Below are 16,487 nucleotides of genomic sequence, written 5' to 3' on the forward strand. Positions count from 1 at the left end.
CCGACATGCCATGAAGACCTATCAACAAGTACTCGAAGAACTGCTGCAGACTCTCCGCACTCTGGTCCCCCAGGCGACGGAGATCGACGAGGACACCGAACTGGTGGGAAGCCTCGGCCTCGATTCCATGAAGGTGATGAACCTGCTCCAGGAAGTCGAGGACCATTTCGACGTCTCGATTCCCCTGAATGTGCTCCCGGACGTGCGCACCGTCGGCGATCTGGCCCGCAAGATCCACCAGCAGCTGCAGGATTGATGAATCTCCTCGACAAGTTCAGGCCGCTCCAGGAGACCCGCAACCAGCTCAAGGCCCTCGGCGCCGACCCCTTCAACGTGGTGGTGGAGAAGATCCTTTCGCCCACCGAGGCGATCGTCAACGGTCACCGGGTGATCCTGGCCGGCACCAACAATTATCTGGGGCTGACCTTCCATCCCGAGTGCATCGAAGCGGCGGTCCGGGCGCTCCGCGAGGAAGGCTGCGGCACCACCGGTTCGCGCATGGCCAACGGCAACTACGCCGATCACCAGGCGCTGGAGCGGGAGTTCGCCGAATTTTACGGGCTTCCCTACGGCGTGGTGTTTTCCGCCGGTTACTTGGCCAATCTGGCGCTGCTCTCCACCCTGCCGGGGGCGGACGACGTCATTCTGATCGACGCCGACTGTCACGCCAGCATCTACGACGGCTGCAAGATGAGCGCCGCCGAGGTGATCCGCTTCCGCCACAACGATGTCGCCGATCTGGACAAGCGCCTGCGCCGGCTCAAGGACCGCGCCCGGCGCGCCCTGGTGGTGGTGGAAGGGATCTACAGCATGTTCGGTGACCGCGCCCCCCTGCGGGAGATCGTCGAGGTCAAGGACCGCTACGGCGCCTTCCTCATGGTGGACGAGGCCCATTCCCTCGGGGTGCTGGGCGAGCAGGGCCGGGGACTGGTGGAGGCGGAAGGGGTGATCGAACGGACGGACTTCATCGTCGGCACCTTCAGCAAGAGCCTGGGTGCCATCGGCGGCTACTGCGTCAGCCCCCACCAGGCCCTCGACACCCTGCGTTACGCCGCCCGGCCCTACATCTTCACCGCTTCCTCCTCACCGGCCCAGATCGCTTCCACCCGGGTCGCCCTGCACCTGCTGCGGGACGGCCGGGAACTGCGCCGGCGTCTGTGGGACAACGCCGAGCGTTTCTACGACGGCCTCAAGGCGCTGGGCTGCACCCTGGGCCCGCAGCTCAGCCCGGTGGTGCCGGTGATTCTGAGCGAGGACCGGGGCGATTCGCTGGCGCTGTGGAAGGCGCTGCTCGAACGCGGCGTGTACGTCAACCTGGTGATGCCGCCGGCCACCCCCGACCACCGCTGCCTGCTGCGCTGCAGCATGAGCGCCGCCCACACGCCGGCGCAGATCGACCGCCTGCTCGACACCTTCGCCCAAGTGTTCGCCGCCCACGGCCTGACCGCCTGATGCGCCTGCTGCTCCGCTTCCTGCGCGCCTATCCCCACCAGAGCCTGATCGTGCTGGTCGCTCTGGTGCTGGCCGGTCTGGTGGAAGGCGTGAGCATGACTGCGCTGCTGCCGATGCTGAGTTCGGTGGTGGAAAGCGGCGGTGCGCTGGAAATGGAGGCCGACGGCAAAGCGGCCTATCTCCTTAAGGCATTGCAATGGGTGGGTCTGCCCCTGACCCTGGGGGTGCTGATCGTCGTCCTGGTGGTGGGCACGGTGTTGCGCAGCGGATTGGTGCTGGTGGCCAAGAAGTACGTCGGTTACACCATCGCCCAGGTGGCGACGGATCTGCGCCTGCAGCTGCTCGACGCCCTGCTCAAGGCCAAGTGGAACTTCTACCTTGGATTGCCGCTGGGGACGCTGGCCAACGCCATGTCCACGGAGCCCAACCGGGCGTCGATGGCGTATTTTCACGGCACCAACATGCTGGCCGCCGCCATTCAGGCGTTCGCCTACGTGGCGGTGGCGCTGACGGTCTCCTGGACGGCGACGCTGGCTTATCTGGGCGGGGCGGTGGTGGTCCTGGCCATCCTGCAGTTCTTCGTGCGCATGGCAAAAAAGGCCGGCAAACGCCAGACCCGGGTGCTCAAAGCCCTGCTGCGCCAATTGACCGATTGCCTGCAGTCGGTCAAGCCGCTCAAGGCCATGGGCCGGGAGGAGCTGGCCGACCGCGTGATCGCCAGCGAAACCAAGCGCCTCAACAAAGCGCTGCAGAAGGAAGTGTTGAGCAAGGAAGCGCTGAAGGCGGTGCAGGGCCCGGCATTCCTGGGGCTGGTCAGCGGCGGTTTCTACGTCGGTTACGTGCTGTGGCACATGCCGACGGCCGAGGTGATGGTGCTGCTGATCCTGCTCAGCCGGGTGCTGTCGGCCATGGGCCGGATGCAGCGCATGCACCAGAACATGGTCAGCTGCGAAAGCGCCTACTGGTCCCTGCTCGGCACCATCGAGGAGGCACGGCGCGCGGTCGAGCCGACCGGGGGCGAGCGCCGGCCGACCTTGTCCCGGGGCATCGCGCTGGAGGATGTCCATTTCGCCTACAAGCGCCGCCCGGTGCTGCAGGGGTTGTCTTTGGTCATTCCCGCCGGGGAGCTGACGGCCCTGATCGGTTTTTCCGGCGCCGGCAAGACCACGGTGGTGGATCTGGTCACCGGCCTGCTTCGTCCCCAAAGCGGGCGGATTCTCATCGACGGCGTCGATCTAGTCGAAATCGATCTCCATGCCTGGCGGCGCCTGATCGGTTACGTGCCCCAGGAGAACCTGCTGCTGCACGACACCGTTCTCACCAATGTCACTTTCGGTGATCCCGGGCTCACCGCAGCCGATGCCGAGTGGGCCCTGAAGGCGGCGGGCGCCTGGGAGTTCGTCAGCCGTCTGCCGGAGGGGATGCAGACGGTCGTGGGCGAGCGCGGCGCGCGGCTGTCCGGCGGTCAGCGCCAGCGCATCATGATCGCCCGCGCCCTGGCGCACCGGCCCAGACTGCTGATTCTCGACGAGGCCACCAGCGCCCTCGATCCCGAAACCCAGCGCGCCATCTGCCGCACCCTGCAGGATCTGAAACAGGCGTACGCGCTGACCATTCTGGCCATTTCCCACCAGCCCAGCATCGTCGAAATCGCCGACCGCGTCTATCAGCTGGAGAAGGGGAAGGCGCGTCTGCTGGAGGCCCCCAAGGCGGTCGCCGTCCTCGGTTAGGCGATCAGTTTCAGTCCCGGTGGCAGGGCTTCGCCGAACAGGCGCTGTTCGTCCTCCGCCGACAGCTCCACCACCTCGCTCACCATCGCGATCCACGAAGCCGGCGCCTTGGCCTGTTTGAGCCGGGCGATGACGGCCTCGCGCAGCTGAGGGTCCACGTCGCGGCTGCGGTCGCCGCAGCGCCGCGCCAGCAGGGCGGCGGCAAAGCCCAACAGCGGTCGTTTCCGGAAATCCATCGTCAGCAGTTGCCGCAGCCAGTCCTCCACTTCCTCGCGGGGGACGCAGTTGTGGGCGCTGCCGTAGAAGGGCATCCGGCTTCCCACCCGTCCCAGGGCCCAGGCGGTCTGTTCCGGTTCCCGGGGATTCTGCAGGCGTTTGAGCAGCCAGCGGCCCAGTTCGGTCTTGGTGCTTGCGGGCAGGTGCTCCAGCACCGCCGCCAGGCGGACGATGTTTTCGTAGCTGCGCTGCTTGCTCAAGGTGGCGAGCTTGCCCTTGCGGGATTTGACCGGATCGAGGTAGTCGCGAATGTCGGCGTAGAGGGTTTCCTGGGCATGGGCGGGGAGACCGCCGGCGAGGCGGCGCCAGAAGGTCCACCACTCGGCCCAGTTCTGGATCACGTTGACGAACTGGAGTCCCGCGGCATACAGGGGCCAGAGCTGATCGATGCGCCAGTCGTCCAGGGGATAACCGAAGCCGGGACGCAGGCAGAAACCGGTCAGGCCCAGCCAGGCGCGCTCGTGTTCGGCGCTGCGGCGGCGGAACCTGCGTCCTTCCACCAGCGCATCGGCCAGCTCCCGCAGCAGGGGCATGTCCCAGCGCTGCCGCGGTCCCAGACGCTTTTCCAGTTCCGCGCGCAGGCTTTTGACCAGCCTGGGGGAAACGTCCCGGGATTTCTTGCCGAAGACCTGGCGGATCAGTCCCAAGGCCTCCTCCAGGTGGGGATGGGAAGCGTCCTGAAGCTTGTGGCTGAGGGGTTGGCGGCGCAGTTCGAAGGTCAGCTGCCAGCGCTTTTCCGGATCGTCCACGGCGACGCAGTCCAGTTCCAGGGTGCCAACTTCGGTGAGTCGGGCGGCGAGGCGGACCTGAATCTCGCCCTGGTCTTCCCCGGCCAGCGCCAGCACCAGCGGGGGCAGGGAGGTGAAGCGCTCGCTGTCCAAGGGCAGGACCTCCCCCGGGACGGGGGTGATGTCGTCGCTGGTAGCGACCAGATGGAAGCGTACCGGACGGCCCAGGCGCAGCGCGAACCGGCGGTCCTGGAGGAGGATTTCCCGCTCCTCCTCGGCGCCGCGGGGCAGCAGGCATACTCCCTGGGGCTGACCGGTTTCGCTTTCCACCACCAGAAAGTAACTGCGGGGCGAGCCGCCGCCGATCCTGGGTTGCAGCCCGCGGCGGGCCAGGCCGTAGGCGACCGCCCCGGCGGCGACGGCGAAATCCGGATGGGGATTGTCGAGCCGGCGGATGGGCGTCCGTCCCCAGCGGGAAACCACCGCCAGCAGGCGTTCGGTGATGACCGGGCTCAGGAACACCCCGCCGTTGAGGAGAATGGCGTCAGGGACCGGTTCGGCCGCCTCGTCTCCCAACGCCTGAGCAGCGGCCCGGCGGTGGTGGCTGAGGAAGGCGGCGATGTGGCGGGTGACCGCCGGATCGGCCACATAGGGCAGGCCGAATTCCACCAGGCCGCTGCGGACCCCTTCCGGGTGATCCCGGAGCGAGACTTCGGGGAAGAAGCCGTCGAGGACGATGCGGCGGACCTCCTCGCGGGTGAAAGTGACCGAGCGGGCCGCGCCGATCAGCCTGCGGCCGCCGCCGAGGACGGTGACCGTGGCGCTGTCGGGGCTGTCTGTGGCCAGCAGGCGCTCCTTGGCCAGGCGGCACTGTTCCACCAGCTGGGCGAACTCGGCCGGGGACAGTTTGTGGCCCTGGTCGAGCAGGTGTTCCTCGGCCAGATGCGCGAGCATCAGGTCGATGTTGTCGCCTCCCAGGAGCAGATGGTCGCCGATGCCGATGCGGGTCAGTTCGGGCTGGCCGTCGCCGGGAGCGATGGCGATCAGGGTCAGGTCGGTGGTGCCGCCGCCCAGATCCACCACCAGCAGCAGGCGGCGGTCGGCGATGGGGGACAGATCGCCGCGGTGGCGGTGGAGCCAGTCGTAACACACCGCCTGGGGTTCCTCCAGCAGGCGGATGCGGGAAAGACCGGCCTGGCGGGCTGCCTCCACGGTCAGCGTGCGGGCGGCCTCGTCGAAGGAGGCCGGCACGGTGATGACGACCTCCTGGTTCTCCAGCGGGTGGTCGGGGAAGCGGTAGTTCCAGGCGCCGCGTACGTGGGCCAGGTAACTGGCGCTGGCGGTCAGGGGGGAAACCTTGGGCACCTCCGGCGGCGATCCCCAGGGCAGGATGTCGGCCAGACGGTCGACCCCCTCGTTGCACAGCCAGCTCTTGGCGCTGGTGACCAGGCGGCCGAGGGATTTGGCCCCCAGGCGGCGGGCCAGTTCGCCGATCACGGGGTGCGGCACCGGGTCGCCGATGTCCACCGGCGGCCAGGGCAGGCGGATTTCCTCCGGGTTCAGCTCCCCTTCCGCTGGATGATAGCGCACCGAGGGCAGCAGCGGCCGCTCCGCCAGTTCCCCGGGGGCGATGAGCTGGGGAATGGCGAAGCGTTCCATCGGCGCCTCGGTGCCGCGGGACAGGTCGGTGTAGGCGACCAGGGTGTGGGTGGTGCCCAGGTCGATGCCGACCAGATAGCGGGGGTTGGCCATGGGTTACTTTTTGAACGGCCAGAAACCGGCCTTGCGCTCCCGCTCTTCCCGTTCCTCGGCGGTCTCCTCCCGGGGCGGTGCTGCTCCGGCGGGCGTTTCTTCCGCCGGTGTCTCTGCCGCCGTTTCCTCGGATTCCGACTCGGCCGGCGGGGTTTCCTCCACCGCTTCGGCGATCACCGCCTCCGACACCGGCGATTCCGGCGCCTGGGGCTGGGCCGGCAGTTCCTGGCCGCGGACGTCGAATTCGATCTTCCAGCGTTCGCCGGTATCCTTGGCCACCGCCTCGAGGCGCAAGGTGCCGACTTCGGTATAGGTGGCAACCAGGTTCACCGGCACCACTTCACCGGGCTTGCGGTTCTCCGGCGGCAGGGTGATCTCGATTTCCGCCAGCTCCTGGATTTCGTCCTCGGACCACTGGTCGATCAGGGCGCCGACCGGGTCGTCGCGGCGCACGGTGGATGCGAAGAAGCGGAACCGCACGGGCTCGCCCACCACCAGGCCGAATTCGTAGGGGGGCAGGGGGGCTTCGGTGCCTTCCTCCATGCCGAAGGGAGCGACGCACAGCAGCCGGATCGGCGGCGGGAAGCCGGGAACCGCCGGCATGGCGCTTTCGACGCCCACGTAGTAGGTGGCCGCGGTGCCGCCGCGGATCCTGACCCCGCCGCCCAGGCGCACGTAGCTGTAATAGGCCGCGCCGCGGGCCACCGCCAGGTCCAGGTCGGCCCCTTCCAGCAGCCGGGCCTCCGGGGCGCCGTCGGTCTGCAGCCAGTGGTTGACCGCCTCCAGCACCCGCTGGGCGAGAATGTCGGCCTTGAACACCCCGCCGTTGAGCAGGATGGCCGAGGGATGGATGAAGCGGGCGCCTTCAGGGACGCTGACGTCCTTCAGCTCGTCCACCGCCCCCACCTGGCGGGTGAGGAAGTGGGCCAGATGGACGGTGATGCGGGCATCCTGGGCGTAGGGCAGCCCCAAGGTGGTCAGGCCGGTGCGCGGGCGCGAGACCGGTTTTTCGTCGATGGAAACGATGGGGAAGAAGCCGTCGATCAGGGTGCGCTGGACTTCCTCGCGGGTCAGCTCCGTGCGCAGGGTGCCGCCGATGAGTTTGGAACCACGGCTGGGCACCACCACCGGCACCGCCTGCAGCTCGGGATCGGCCAGCAGCTTCTCCTTGGCTTCGCGGCAGCCGTGGGTCAGGGCATGGATCTGCCAGGGGTCGAGGCGTTTGCCCTCCTGCTCCAGCTTCATCTTCACCACGTAGGCCAGGGCCAGGTCCATGTTGTCGCCGCCCAGGAGGATGTGGTCGCCGACGGCCACGCGTTCCAGCTGCAGATTGCCGTCTTCCTCGGTGACGGCGATGAGCGACAGGTCGGTGGTGCCGCCGCCCACGTCCACCACCAGGATGATGTCGCCCACGTGGACCTTTTCGCGCCACTGCCCTTCGCTGAGCTGGATCCAGCTGTACAGGGCCGCCTGGGGTTCCTCCAGCAGTACCGCCTGCGCCAGGCCCGCCTCGCGGGCGGCTTCGGCAGTCAGCTCGCGGGCGGCCGGGTCGAAGGAAGCGGGGACGGTGAGGACCAAATGCTGTTCCTCCAGAGGCGCGTCCGGATGGAGATGGTTCCAGGCGTCGCGCATGTGCTGGAGGTACTCCAAAGAGGCCTGATAGGGCGATACCCGCGGGACTTCCTCCGGAGCCTCGATGGGCAGGAAGGCTTCCTTGGGATTGACCCCGGCGTGGCACAGCCAGCTCTTGGCGCTTGAAACCAGGCGGATCGGGGTCTTGCTGCCCAGCTCGCGGGCGAGGACCCCGACGATGTGTTCGACGTTCTCGCGCCAGGGCAGCACCCTGTCTTCCGGCCGCAGTTCGTCCGGATGGGGCAGATACAGGAAGGAAGGCAGCTGACGCCGTTCCTCCACCTCCCCCGGGGCGATCAGCTGGGGGATGCCCATGGGTTCGACCGGCGCCAGATCGCGGTCGCACTTTTCCAGGTCGGTCCAGGCGACCACGCTGTTGGTGGTGCCCAAGTCGATGCCGACGGCGTAGCGTTTGTCGTTCTGATCGCTCATAGCTCCACCTCCGCCGGGGCGAGGATGTCAACCCGATGGCCTTCCGACAGCTGCGGCAGCTTCACCTTGACGGCGTGCCAGCCGCGGTGGACGAGCACGCCCTGGAACGGGGGCTCGCCGACGATGTTGCCGGTGAGGCGGATCTCCGCCGGGTCGAAGCCCTTGGGAATGGTGATGCGGGTGCCTTCCTCCTCGGGGCGCACCGGCTCGATGTCGAAGTGCTCGTGAAGCACCTTGCGGCAGCCTTCGTGGACGATGCGGGCGGCCGCCCCCACGTCGGCATCGGAATAGGCGCTGATGTCTTCTTCGAGGAAATCGAGCAGGCGGGCCTCGCTCTGGAACAGTCCCAGAAGCTGCAGGGCGGCGTCCGGGGTGGGTTCGCGCAGGATGACCGGTTTGGGGGGCGGGGCCGGTTTTTCCGCCTTTTTCTCCTCGCGGACCGCCGCGGGCGGCGGGGTTGGAGCGGGCGTGGGTTTTTCCACCACCTTTTCGATCATCTGGGGCTGGGCCGGGGCAGCGCTGCGGCGCAGCAGCACCAGCACGGCGACGGTCAGCACCAGAACCAACAGAAACAGTGTCACGATAAATGCGATCCCCAGGATCAGATGGAGCGCGTCCAGGGTCTGGGGCAGCAGGGAAATGTCGATGTTCATGCCTCTTCAAGCCTGTCGTTATGATTGGGGAGCCTCACTGGGGCGGAATTGTATCATTCCCCCGCCTGCCGGGCTGCCCGCGCCTGGGCTTCCACCGCCATGAGATTGCGCAGCACGAAACGCGCCGCCTGGGTGCGCTTGCGTTTGAGATAGCGGCGGGTGATGCGGGGATCGACACCCTCGGCGTCGAAGGCGGTGCGGATCGGCTGCAGGCGTTTCTCACAGCGGCGCAGCAGCGCCTGGGTTTCGTAGCGGGAGTCGCCGCCCCGGTAGCGGTAATGCATCAGCTCGTCCTGAATGCAGCCAAAGTAATCGCGGCTGGCGGCCATCGCCGTCTGCTTGGTTTCCTCCTGAAGCGTGCTGGGGTTCCATTGCTTCGCCGGTTCTGCCTTCGCCTGCGTGGGCGGTTGGCTCTCGGGCGTACCGGCACAGGCGGCCAGCTGCGCCATCAGGGTGAACAGCATGTACCGTATCATCCGCTACACCTCCTTGGCGAAAGACGCTTGAGGGAGAAATGGGTATGACGCTCCCGGCCAGGCTTCAGGGCCGGGGAAGCGGCTCAATAAAATCGATCGCGGCTTATTATGACACGATCTTCCTGTCTCTTCGCCGGTTAGGCTGGATCTGCCTTTGCGCAGAGCAGGATGGGGAGGGATCGGGGAACAGAATCTGGAAGGTTCGCGTCAGTTCTGTTCCGGGATGAGGTTCTTTGTTACAGTGGTGGGCTGGTGCCGAGGGGGAGACTCGAACTCCCACGGTGTTGCCACCACCAGATTTTGAGTCTGGCGCGTCTACCAGTTTCGCCACCTCGGCAAATGCTTTGCCATTATACGGCTTCGAATGAAGGAAGCAAAGATGCGCACCTCCGACTTCCATTACCACCTGCCCGAAGACCTGATCGCCCGGGAGCCGTTGCCGGAGCGCAGCGCCAGCCGGCTGTTGGTGCTTGAGGGGAGCGGGGAGATCCGGGACCGCCGTTTCGCCGATCTCGTTGATCTGCTTGCGCCGGGGGATCTGCTGGTTTTCAACGATACCAAGGTGATTCCGGCGCGGCTGTACGGCCGCAAGGAAACCGGCGGCCGGGTGGAGATCCTGATCGAACGCCCACTGGCAGATGATTTGGCGCTGGCGCACGTCCGGGCGAGCAAGGCGCCCAAGCCGGGGCAGATGATCGACCTCGACCAAGGCTTTGGCTGCCGGGTGGAGGGGCGCGAGGGGGATCTGTTCCGCCTGCGTTTCGCGGGGGCGCCGCTGTTGGAGATTCTCGGGCGCATCGGCCACATGCCGCTGCCGCCTTACATCGACCGTCCCGACACGGAAGCGGACCGGCAGCGCTATCAGACCGTTTACGCCCGCCGTCCGGGAGCGGTCGCCGCGCCGACGGCGGGACTGCATTTCGACGAGGCGATGTTGGCGCGGCTGGCGGCCAAAGGTGTCGAAACCGCCTTCGTCACCCTGCACGTGGGCGCCGGGACGTTCCAGCCGGTGCGGGTCGAGAATCTGGAGCGGCACCGCATGCACCGGGAGGTGTTCGAGGTGCCGCAGGCCACGGTGGCGGCGGTGGAATGGACCCGGGCCCGGGGCGGGCGGGTGGTCGCGGTGGGGACCACGGCGGTGCGCAGCCTGGAAGCGGCGGCCGGGCGCGGGAAACTGGTCCCCTGCCGTGGGGAAACCGAGCTGTTCATTCGCCCGGGTTACCGTTTCCGCTGTGTCGATGCCCTGGTGACCAATTTCCATCTTCCGGAATCGACCCTGTTGATGCTGGTCTGCGCCTTTGCCGGTTACGATGCGGTCATGCGGGCCTATCGCCATGCGGTGGCGCAGCGCTACCGTTTCTTCAGTTATGGCGATGCCATGTTTCTGACCCGCAGGCCCTGATGCCATGATGCCCGCAATTTTCCCAGAGATATGCCGTGGCTGATTTGACGTCCGCCGGACAGGGGGGAATTTCCAGCCGCTTCCCCCTGCGCCGGATTCTGCTGCCGCTGGGGATCGGTCTGGGGTTCAGCGGTTTCCTCCTTTATCAGGACATCCGCCAAAGCGGTGATGAGATGTGGCGGGCGCTGCAGGCGCTGGCCCGGCCGGAGGAGCGCACGGTCCTGTGGCTGATCCTGGCGGTGGCGATGGTGCTGCTGCGCGATCTCGCCTACATGCTGCAGCTGCGCCTCCTGAGCGAGCGGCGCCTGTCGTGGCGGGCGGTGGTCGAGATCGTGTTGCTGTGGGATTTCTTCGCCGCCGTCTCCCCCTCAATTCTGGGCGGGGCAGCGGTGGCGGTGTTCATGCTGACCCGGGAGCGTATCGGTATCGGCCGCAGCACCGCCATCGTCTTCACCACGGTGCTGTTCGACGAGATTTTCTATCTGCTGATGGTGCCGCTGGGCCTTTGGATGGCCGGTTACGAGGCGGTGTTCCGGCCGTTGCAGCTGATTCATCATCCCTGGTTGACGGTGGGGATGCAGACCGCCTTTTGGAGCGCCTACGGGCTCATCGCCGCCTATGTGGCCCTGCTGGGGGCGAGTCTGTTCGTCTGGCCCCAGTCGGTCAACCGCGCGCTGCGCTGGCTGTTCATGGTGCCTTGGCTCAAGCGCTGGCGGCGGTGGGGGCTGCGTACTGCCCGGGATCTTTTGATCACTTCGGTGGCATTGCGCCGGCGCACCACCGGGTGGTGGCTGCGGATCTGGGGCGTCACCGCCCTGGCCTGGCTGGCCCGCTACGGGGTCCTCAACTGCCTGCTGGCCGCCTTCGCCGCCGGGCCTTTCGGTTGGAGTGAGCATGCTCTGGCTTTCGCGCGTCAGGCGGCGTTGTTCATCGTCATGGTGTTGTCGCCGACACCGGGCAGTGCCGGAGTGGCGGAGGCGGGTTTCGCGCTGATGTTCGCCGATCTGGTCGCCCCGGGGCTGGTGATTCCGTTGGCGCTGCTGTGGCGGATGCTCAGTTATTACCCGTACCTGTTCGTCGGCGTGCCGGTGATGTCACGCTGGTTGCAGCGGGTTTACGGAACTGGAAAGGGGTAAAAAAAGCCGGTGCCCCGAGGTTGCACGTCTTGAGAGGAGGAGTGAAAGACTGCAGGGCACCGGTAACCAGGTTGAAGAGGTTATGCACTGGTATATATTGCAGGCGGCGTGCCATTTTTGAATTTTATATTAAATTCAATGGCATAGATTTTTTAGACGGATCTTGACCCCGTAACGGGGCTGCCTGTCTGCGGCAATTGCCGCAATCTGGGTGAAAACCCTCAATCGCCGCGGATCCGGCGGTACAGGCGTTCCAGGGTGTCCCGGTCGCGGGGGCGGGGGGGGGGCGTCATTTCCCGGATGACGCGGGCCGGCGGAGGGGACAGGAAGACGATGCGGTCGCCCAGTTCCAGGGCTTCGCGTAGATCGTGGGTGACGAACAGCACCGTGTGGGGGCGGCGTTGCCACAGATCCTGCAGCAATTGCCGCATGCGGGCGGCGGTGGGCGCATCCAGGGAGACGAAGGGTTCGTCCATGAGCAACAGATCCGGCCGGGCTGCGAACGCCCGTACCAGAGCGACCCGGCGGCTCATCCCCAGGGAAAGGCGGGTGGGGTAGGTATGCTGAAAGGCGGTCAGGCCGGCAATTTCCAGCAGTTTGTCGAGCAGGGCCGGTTCCACGTCCGCCGGCAACGCCAGCGCCAGGTTTTCCCGCACCGTGCGCCAGGGGAGCAGGCGCGGCTCCTGAAAGACATAACCCAGGCGCGGGGTGTTGGTTTTGTGGAATTGGATGTGGCCCTCGAAATCCCGCTCCAGCCCGGCGATCAGGTTGAGCAGCGTGGTCTTGCCGCAGCCGGACGGCCCCACCAGGCAGACGAATTCGTGTTCCGCCAGATGCAGCTCAAGGCCGGCGATGGCGGTGTGGGAAGCGGCCCTGCCGCTGGCGGCAAAGGCCTTGCGTTCGATGTGGATGTCGATCATCGGCGCCAGCGGTTGGCGAAGCGGTCCAGGGGTTGGAGGACGGTCCATTCGAGCAGCTGGATGACGATGACGAAGGCGACGGTGTAGGCCAGGATGCCGGTGACGTCGAACAGCTGGAAGAACAGGTGGAGCTGATAGCCCATGCCGTCGCTGCGTCCCAGCAGTTCCACCACCAGGATGATCTTCCAGATCAATGCCAGCCCGGTGCGGGCGGCGGTGACCACGAAAGGGTAGAGCTGGGGCCAGATGACGTGGCGCAGGGTCTTCCAGCGGCCGAAGCGATAGACCTGCGCCATTTCCAGCAGGCCGGTATCCAGATGGCGGCTGCCCTCCCGCAGTGTGACCGCCACGTTGGGCAGTTTGTTCACCACCACCGCGAGGATGGCCGCCGCCTCGGTGAGCCCGAACCAGACGTAACACAGGATGATGGTCACCAGCGCAGGGATGTTGAGAAACACCGTCAGCCAGGGATCGAGCCAGCGGTCCAGCAGCGGATGGCGGCCCATGAGGATGCCAAGAGTGCAGCCCAGCAGCATCGCCGCCACGAAGCTGATTCCCAGCCGTCCCAGGGTCACGCCCAGGTGATGCAGCAGTTCGCCGCCAGCGGCTTCACTGCCCAGGCGCTGGAACACCTGCCACGGCGACGGCAGCAGGGGCGATGCCAGCCAGACGGCCAGTCCCTGCCACAGCAGCACCAGGGACAGCAGCGACAGGGGGACGATCAGGCGCTGCATGGGCCGCTAGCGCGGCAGAACGAAGTCCGCCCAGAAAGTGCCGCGGGGCAGGGTGGCGGCCGGGCCGGTCAGGGCGTCACCGCCGGCTTCGTGCAGCAGGGCGTAAAGCCGGGCGGCGGCCTTGCGTTCCGGCGCCCCCCAGTGGCGCAGACGGCCCTGGCAGTAGCGTTGCCGCAGAGCAGCCTGGATCTTGGGATCGGTGCTGCCGGTCAGGGGTGCGACGTAGCGCCAGGCCCGCCGGTCGCTGCAGATGGCGTCCTTGGCTCCGTAGGCGGCGCGCAGGAAGGCGGTGACCGTATCGCGGCGGTCGGCGGCCCAGCGCTGCCGGAACACGTAGCTGAGGGTCGGCACCGGCGGGGTGACCCCTAACCGGGTCAGCAGTTCGCCGCCGTCGAGCAGGCGGCGGTAACCCGCCGCTTCCAGGCGGGCGGCGTAGTGCCAGTAGTTGAGCAGGGCGTCGAGACGGCCCTGGCGCAATTGCTGATTGAGCAGCGGCGGGGCCCCGAACACCGGCCGGGCGTCCTGTTCCAGATCGAGGCCGTATTCACGTTTGGCCAGGGTCTTGAGCAGGATCCAGTTCTCGTACAGGGGGCTGCCGGCAACGCCGATGCGCCTGCCCTTCAGATCGGCGATGCCCCGGATGGGAGAGTCCGGGGGCACGATCAGGGCGCCGTGGGTGAGGGAATAGGGCGCGGCGGTGAAATCGTGCCCGCCGCTGCGCTGGCGCGCCACCCACAGCCAGTTGGTGACGATCAGATCCACGCTGCCGCCCTGAAGGCCGATGCGGCCGGCCTGGGGATTGGCGAGTTTGCGGATCTTGAGATGGAAGCCCTGGCGCCGGTCCAGCCCTTCCCGCTCGATGACGGTCAGCTCCCAGTTGAAGGTGCCGTAGGCCAGCGCCCCGACGGTGATGTCGCGGCTGCCGGCCCGGGCCTGCGGCACGAGCCAGGCCAGCAGGGCGGTCAGGATGAGGAAAGCTTTCATGCCGCCTCGCCGTGCAGTTCCCGATACAGGTTCCTGAACTCCTCGGTCAGCTTGTGATCCGGGGCATAGTGGATCAGGGGCCGGGCCTGGCTGTGGGACTCGCGCACCTTCACCGAGGGGGAGATGCGGGTCTTGAGCACCGGATGGCCCTCGGCGCTCAGCTCCTCCACCAGCTGCTGGGGCAGGCGGGCGCGGCTCTGGAACTGGTTGACCACCACGCCCTCGACGATCAGGCTCTCGTTGTGGTCGGCGCGGATCTCGGCGATGGCCTCCAGCAGCTTGTAGAGGGCGTCACGGGAGAAGGCGTCGCAGTCGAAGGGAATCAGACAGCGCTCGGCGGCGATCAGGGCCGAGCGGCTGTAGAAATTGAGGATCGGCGGGGTGTCGATGTAGATGTGGTCGAAGTCGTTGAGCTGTTCCAGCGCCTCGCGCAGCTTGTAGATCTTGTGGCGCGATTCCAGCCGGGTCTGCAGCTCCTCCATGTCCGGATGGGAGGCGAGGAGGTAGAGATTCGGGAAGGGGGTGTCCTGGATCAGCTCCCGGGCCGAGGCCTTCTGGTTCTTGGCGAAGGGGTTGATGCTGAGGGTGTCGCGGAAGAACTTGGCCAGGGTTTCCTCCGGGTCCTCGATCTTGCCGCCCAGGAGATAGTGGGTGGTGTTGCCCTGGATGTCCAGGTCCAGCACCAGGGTGGATTTGCCCTCGGCGGCGCTGATGGCCGCCAGGTTGCAGGTGATGGTGGATTTGCCGACACCGCCTTTCTGATTGAAGATGCCCCTGCGCATGGAGTGTGCCTGTGAGTTGTCAAGCCAAAATGGAGAATTTCGTCATTCTAGCATTGTTGCCGGGGGGGTGTTGCACAGCTGTGCATCGCTTTCAGGGCAATCGCATGAATATACCCCACGAAGATGATGGTTTAAGATTCGATGACTTGCAGCAGATTACTTGCAGATTAGAGACTTCTTCTCTGAGGAGCATGCTTTTTGTGGGAGGCACAGATGTTGGAAAAGCCCCTGGCGCTGAGCGAGGTGTTCGTATCGATTCCGGACCCGCGACAATCATCGAAGGTGACCTACGATCTGGTGGAAGTGCTGGTGGTTGTGGTGTGTGCGGTGATCTGCGGTGCCGATACGTTGGTGGAGATTGAACTTTGGGGCAAAGAGAAGCTGGATTGGCTGCGTCGATATGTGCCTTTGCCGCATGGGATTCCGTCCCACGACACCCTAGGGAGGATTTTGGCGATGATCGATCCGGAAGCGTTCGGATCGGCCTTCCAGCGCTGGGCGGTGAGCGTGGTTCCGGCATTGGAAGGTCAGGTGATCGCCATCGACGGCAAGACCAGTCGGCGCAGCCGGTCCAAGGGGCAGGATCCCCTGCATCTGGTCAGTGCCTTTGCGGCTCAGTACCGGTTGGTGGTCGGTCAAGAGGCGGTGGCCGACAAATCCAACGAGAAGACGGCCATTCCCGCCCTGCTGGAGACCCTGGCCTTGAAAGGATGCGTGGTGACCCTCGATGCCATGGGGACCGATCCCAAGATTGCCAAGGCCATCCGTGACCGGGGGGCCGACTATGTACTGGCGGTCAAGGACAACCAGAAAGGTCTGTCCGAATCGATCCGGGATTTCTTCCAGGCCTTTCAGGACGCGCCGGACAAAACCCCGCATCAGCAATGCGAGACGGTCGACAGGGCGCATGGTCGCCTGGAAGTGCGACGCTGCTATGTGTTCGACCAGCTCGACGGCCTGGACCGGCCCCAGCGCTGGCCGGATCTGGCCTGCTTTGCCGTGGTCGAGTCCGAACGCACCGTCGCCGGCAAAACCACCCGGGAACGGCGTTTCTACATCACCAGCCTGCCGGCCGATGCCGAACGGCTGGCCTCGGCGGTGCGCCAGCATTGGGCGGTGGAGAACCCGCTTCACTGGTGTATGGATGTCGTATTCAACGATGATCAGATGCGCCTTCGAACCCGACATGCGGCTCATAACCTGGCGCTGCTCAAACAGATGGTGCTCAATCTCTTTCGCCTCGACCACACCAAACGCCGCGGGGGTATCAAGGCAAGACGGCTCCTGGCCGCCTCCAGTGACCACTATCGGGCTCAGTTGCTTGGATGGACGTAGCGTTCATGCGATTGCCCTGGCATCGCTTTGAGACAATAGGCGCGCCTGCTTGTTCACGGAGCC

Annotated in this window: 14 protein-coding genes and 1 tRNA gene; 6 read left to right on the forward strand and 9 right to left on the reverse strand. The window is 66.1% G+C overall.

Features of this window, described 5'->3' with window-relative positions; all coding sequences use genetic code 11:
• Nucleotides 1-10 precede the first annotated feature (10 nt).
• From MCIT9_RS05205 to MCIT9_RS05215, 3 genes are read left to right on the forward strand one after another with little or no spacing between them, the layout of a single operon-like run.
• Nucleotides 11-256, forward strand: a complete 246-nt coding sequence (locus MCIT9_RS05205; protein ID WP_317706350.1) for an acyl carrier protein — start codon at nucleotides 11-13, stop codon at nucleotides 254-256.
• Nucleotides 256-1,452 carry a serine palmitoyltransferase gene (spt, locus tag MCIT9_RS05210; RefSeq protein WP_317706351.1) on the forward strand — a complete coding sequence of 399 codons (1,197 nt, stop codon included), beginning with the start codon at nucleotides 256-258 and terminating at the stop codon, nucleotides 1,450-1,452. Before MCIT9_RS05205 ends, spt begins: the two co-directional genes overlap by 1 nt.
• The gene (locus MCIT9_RS05215) at nucleotides 1,452-3,182 is read left to right on the forward strand and encodes an ABC transporter ATP-binding protein (RefSeq protein WP_317706352.1); all 1,731 of its coding nucleotides are present in this window, start codon (nucleotides 1,452-1,454) and stop codon (nucleotides 3,180-3,182) included. The genes spt and MCIT9_RS05215 overlap by 1 nt, the downstream gene beginning before the upstream one ends.
• Here MCIT9_RS05215 and MCIT9_RS05220 read toward each other — a convergent pair.
• The 5 genes from MCIT9_RS05220 to MCIT9_RS05240 all read right to left on the reverse strand — a co-directional run bounded on the left by MCIT9_RS05220 (nucleotide 3,179) and on the right by MCIT9_RS05240 (nucleotide 9,468).
• The gene (locus MCIT9_RS05220) at nucleotides 3,179-5,938 is read right to left on the reverse strand and encodes an Hsp70 family protein (RefSeq protein WP_317706353.1); all 2,760 of its coding nucleotides are present in this window, start codon (nucleotides 5,936-5,938) and stop codon (nucleotides 3,179-3,181) included. The genes MCIT9_RS05215 and MCIT9_RS05220 overlap by 4 nt on opposite strands.
• A 3-nt stretch (nucleotides 5,939-5,941) precedes the next feature.
• The gene (locus tag MCIT9_RS05225) at nucleotides 5,942-8,002 is read right to left on the reverse strand and encodes an Hsp70 family protein (protein ID WP_317706354.1); all 2,061 of its coding nucleotides are present in this window, start codon (nucleotides 8,000-8,002) and stop codon (nucleotides 5,942-5,944) included.
• Nucleotides 7,999-8,655: a DUF2760 domain-containing protein gene (locus MCIT9_RS05230; protein ID WP_317706355.1), complete on the reverse strand. Its 657-nt coding sequence runs from the start codon at nucleotides 8,653-8,655 to the stop codon at nucleotides 7,999-8,001. Before MCIT9_RS05230 ends, MCIT9_RS05225 begins: the two co-directional genes overlap by 4 nt.
• A 53-nt stretch (nucleotides 8,656-8,708) precedes the next feature.
• A complete protein-coding gene (locus tag MCIT9_RS05235) occupies nucleotides 8,709-9,131 on the reverse strand; it encodes a hypothetical protein (protein WP_317706356.1) in 423 nt (140 codons plus the stop codon).
• Nucleotides 9,132-9,381: 250 nt separating this feature from the next.
• Nucleotides 9,382-9,468: transfer RNA gene (locus MCIT9_RS05240), tRNA-Leu, on the reverse strand.
• Between the two features lie 42 nt (nucleotides 9,469-9,510).
• Between MCIT9_RS05240 and queA the strand changes: the two genes are divergently transcribed.
• Both queA and MCIT9_RS05250 read left to right on the forward strand, forming a co-directional pair.
• Nucleotides 9,511-10,533, forward strand: a complete 1,023-nt coding sequence (queA, locus tag MCIT9_RS05245; RefSeq protein WP_317706357.1) for a tRNA preQ1(34) S-adenosylmethionine ribosyltransferase-isomerase QueA — start codon at nucleotides 9,511-9,513, stop codon at nucleotides 10,531-10,533.
• Between the two features lie 35 nt (nucleotides 10,534-10,568).
• A complete protein-coding gene (locus MCIT9_RS05250; RefSeq protein ID WP_317706358.1) occupies nucleotides 10,569-11,669 on the forward strand; it encodes a lysylphosphatidylglycerol synthase transmembrane domain-containing protein in 1,101 nt (366 codons plus the stop codon).
• A gap of 221 nt (nucleotides 11,670-11,890) precedes the next feature.
• On the opposite strand, the gene MCIT9_RS05255 is transcribed toward MCIT9_RS05250, so the two are convergent.
• From MCIT9_RS05255 to MCIT9_RS05270, 4 genes are read right to left on the reverse strand one after another with little or no spacing between them, the layout of a single operon-like run.
• On the reverse strand, nucleotides 11,891-12,589 hold the full coding sequence (locus tag MCIT9_RS05255; protein WP_317706359.1) for an ABC transporter ATP-binding protein: 699 nt from the start codon (nucleotides 12,587-12,589) through the stop codon (nucleotides 11,891-11,893).
• Complete coding sequence (locus tag MCIT9_RS05260; protein WP_317706360.1) at nucleotides 12,586-13,323, reverse strand: ABC transporter permease; 738 nt, start codon at nucleotides 13,321-13,323, stop codon at nucleotides 12,586-12,588. The genes MCIT9_RS05255 and MCIT9_RS05260 overlap by 4 nt, the downstream gene beginning before the upstream one ends.
• A gap of 6 nt (nucleotides 13,324-13,329) precedes the next feature.
• Nucleotides 13,330-14,307 carry an ABC transporter substrate-binding protein gene (locus MCIT9_RS05265; RefSeq protein WP_317706361.1) on the reverse strand — a complete coding sequence of 326 codons (978 nt, stop codon included), beginning with the start codon at nucleotides 14,305-14,307 and terminating at the stop codon, nucleotides 13,330-13,332.
• Nucleotides 14,304-15,089, reverse strand: coding sequence for a ParA family protein (locus tag MCIT9_RS05270; RefSeq protein WP_317706362.1), 786 nt, complete (start codon nucleotides 15,087-15,089; stop codon nucleotides 14,304-14,306). Before MCIT9_RS05270 ends, MCIT9_RS05265 begins: the two co-directional genes overlap by 4 nt.
• 213 nt (nucleotides 15,090-15,302) lie before the next feature.
• Between MCIT9_RS05270 and MCIT9_RS05275 the strand changes: the two genes are divergently transcribed.
• Nucleotides 15,303-16,424 carry an ISAs1 family transposase gene (locus MCIT9_RS05275; RefSeq protein ID WP_317706363.1) on the forward strand — a complete coding sequence of 374 codons (1,122 nt, stop codon included), beginning with the start codon at nucleotides 15,303-15,305 and terminating at the stop codon, nucleotides 16,422-16,424.
• Nucleotides 16,425-16,487: the final 63 nt, after the last annotated feature.

The organism is Methylomarinovum caldicuralii, assembly GCF_033126985.1.
In the GTDB taxonomy this organism is placed as follows: domain Bacteria; phylum Pseudomonadota; class Gammaproteobacteria; order Methylococcales; family Methylothermaceae; genus Methylohalobius; species Methylohalobius caldicuralii.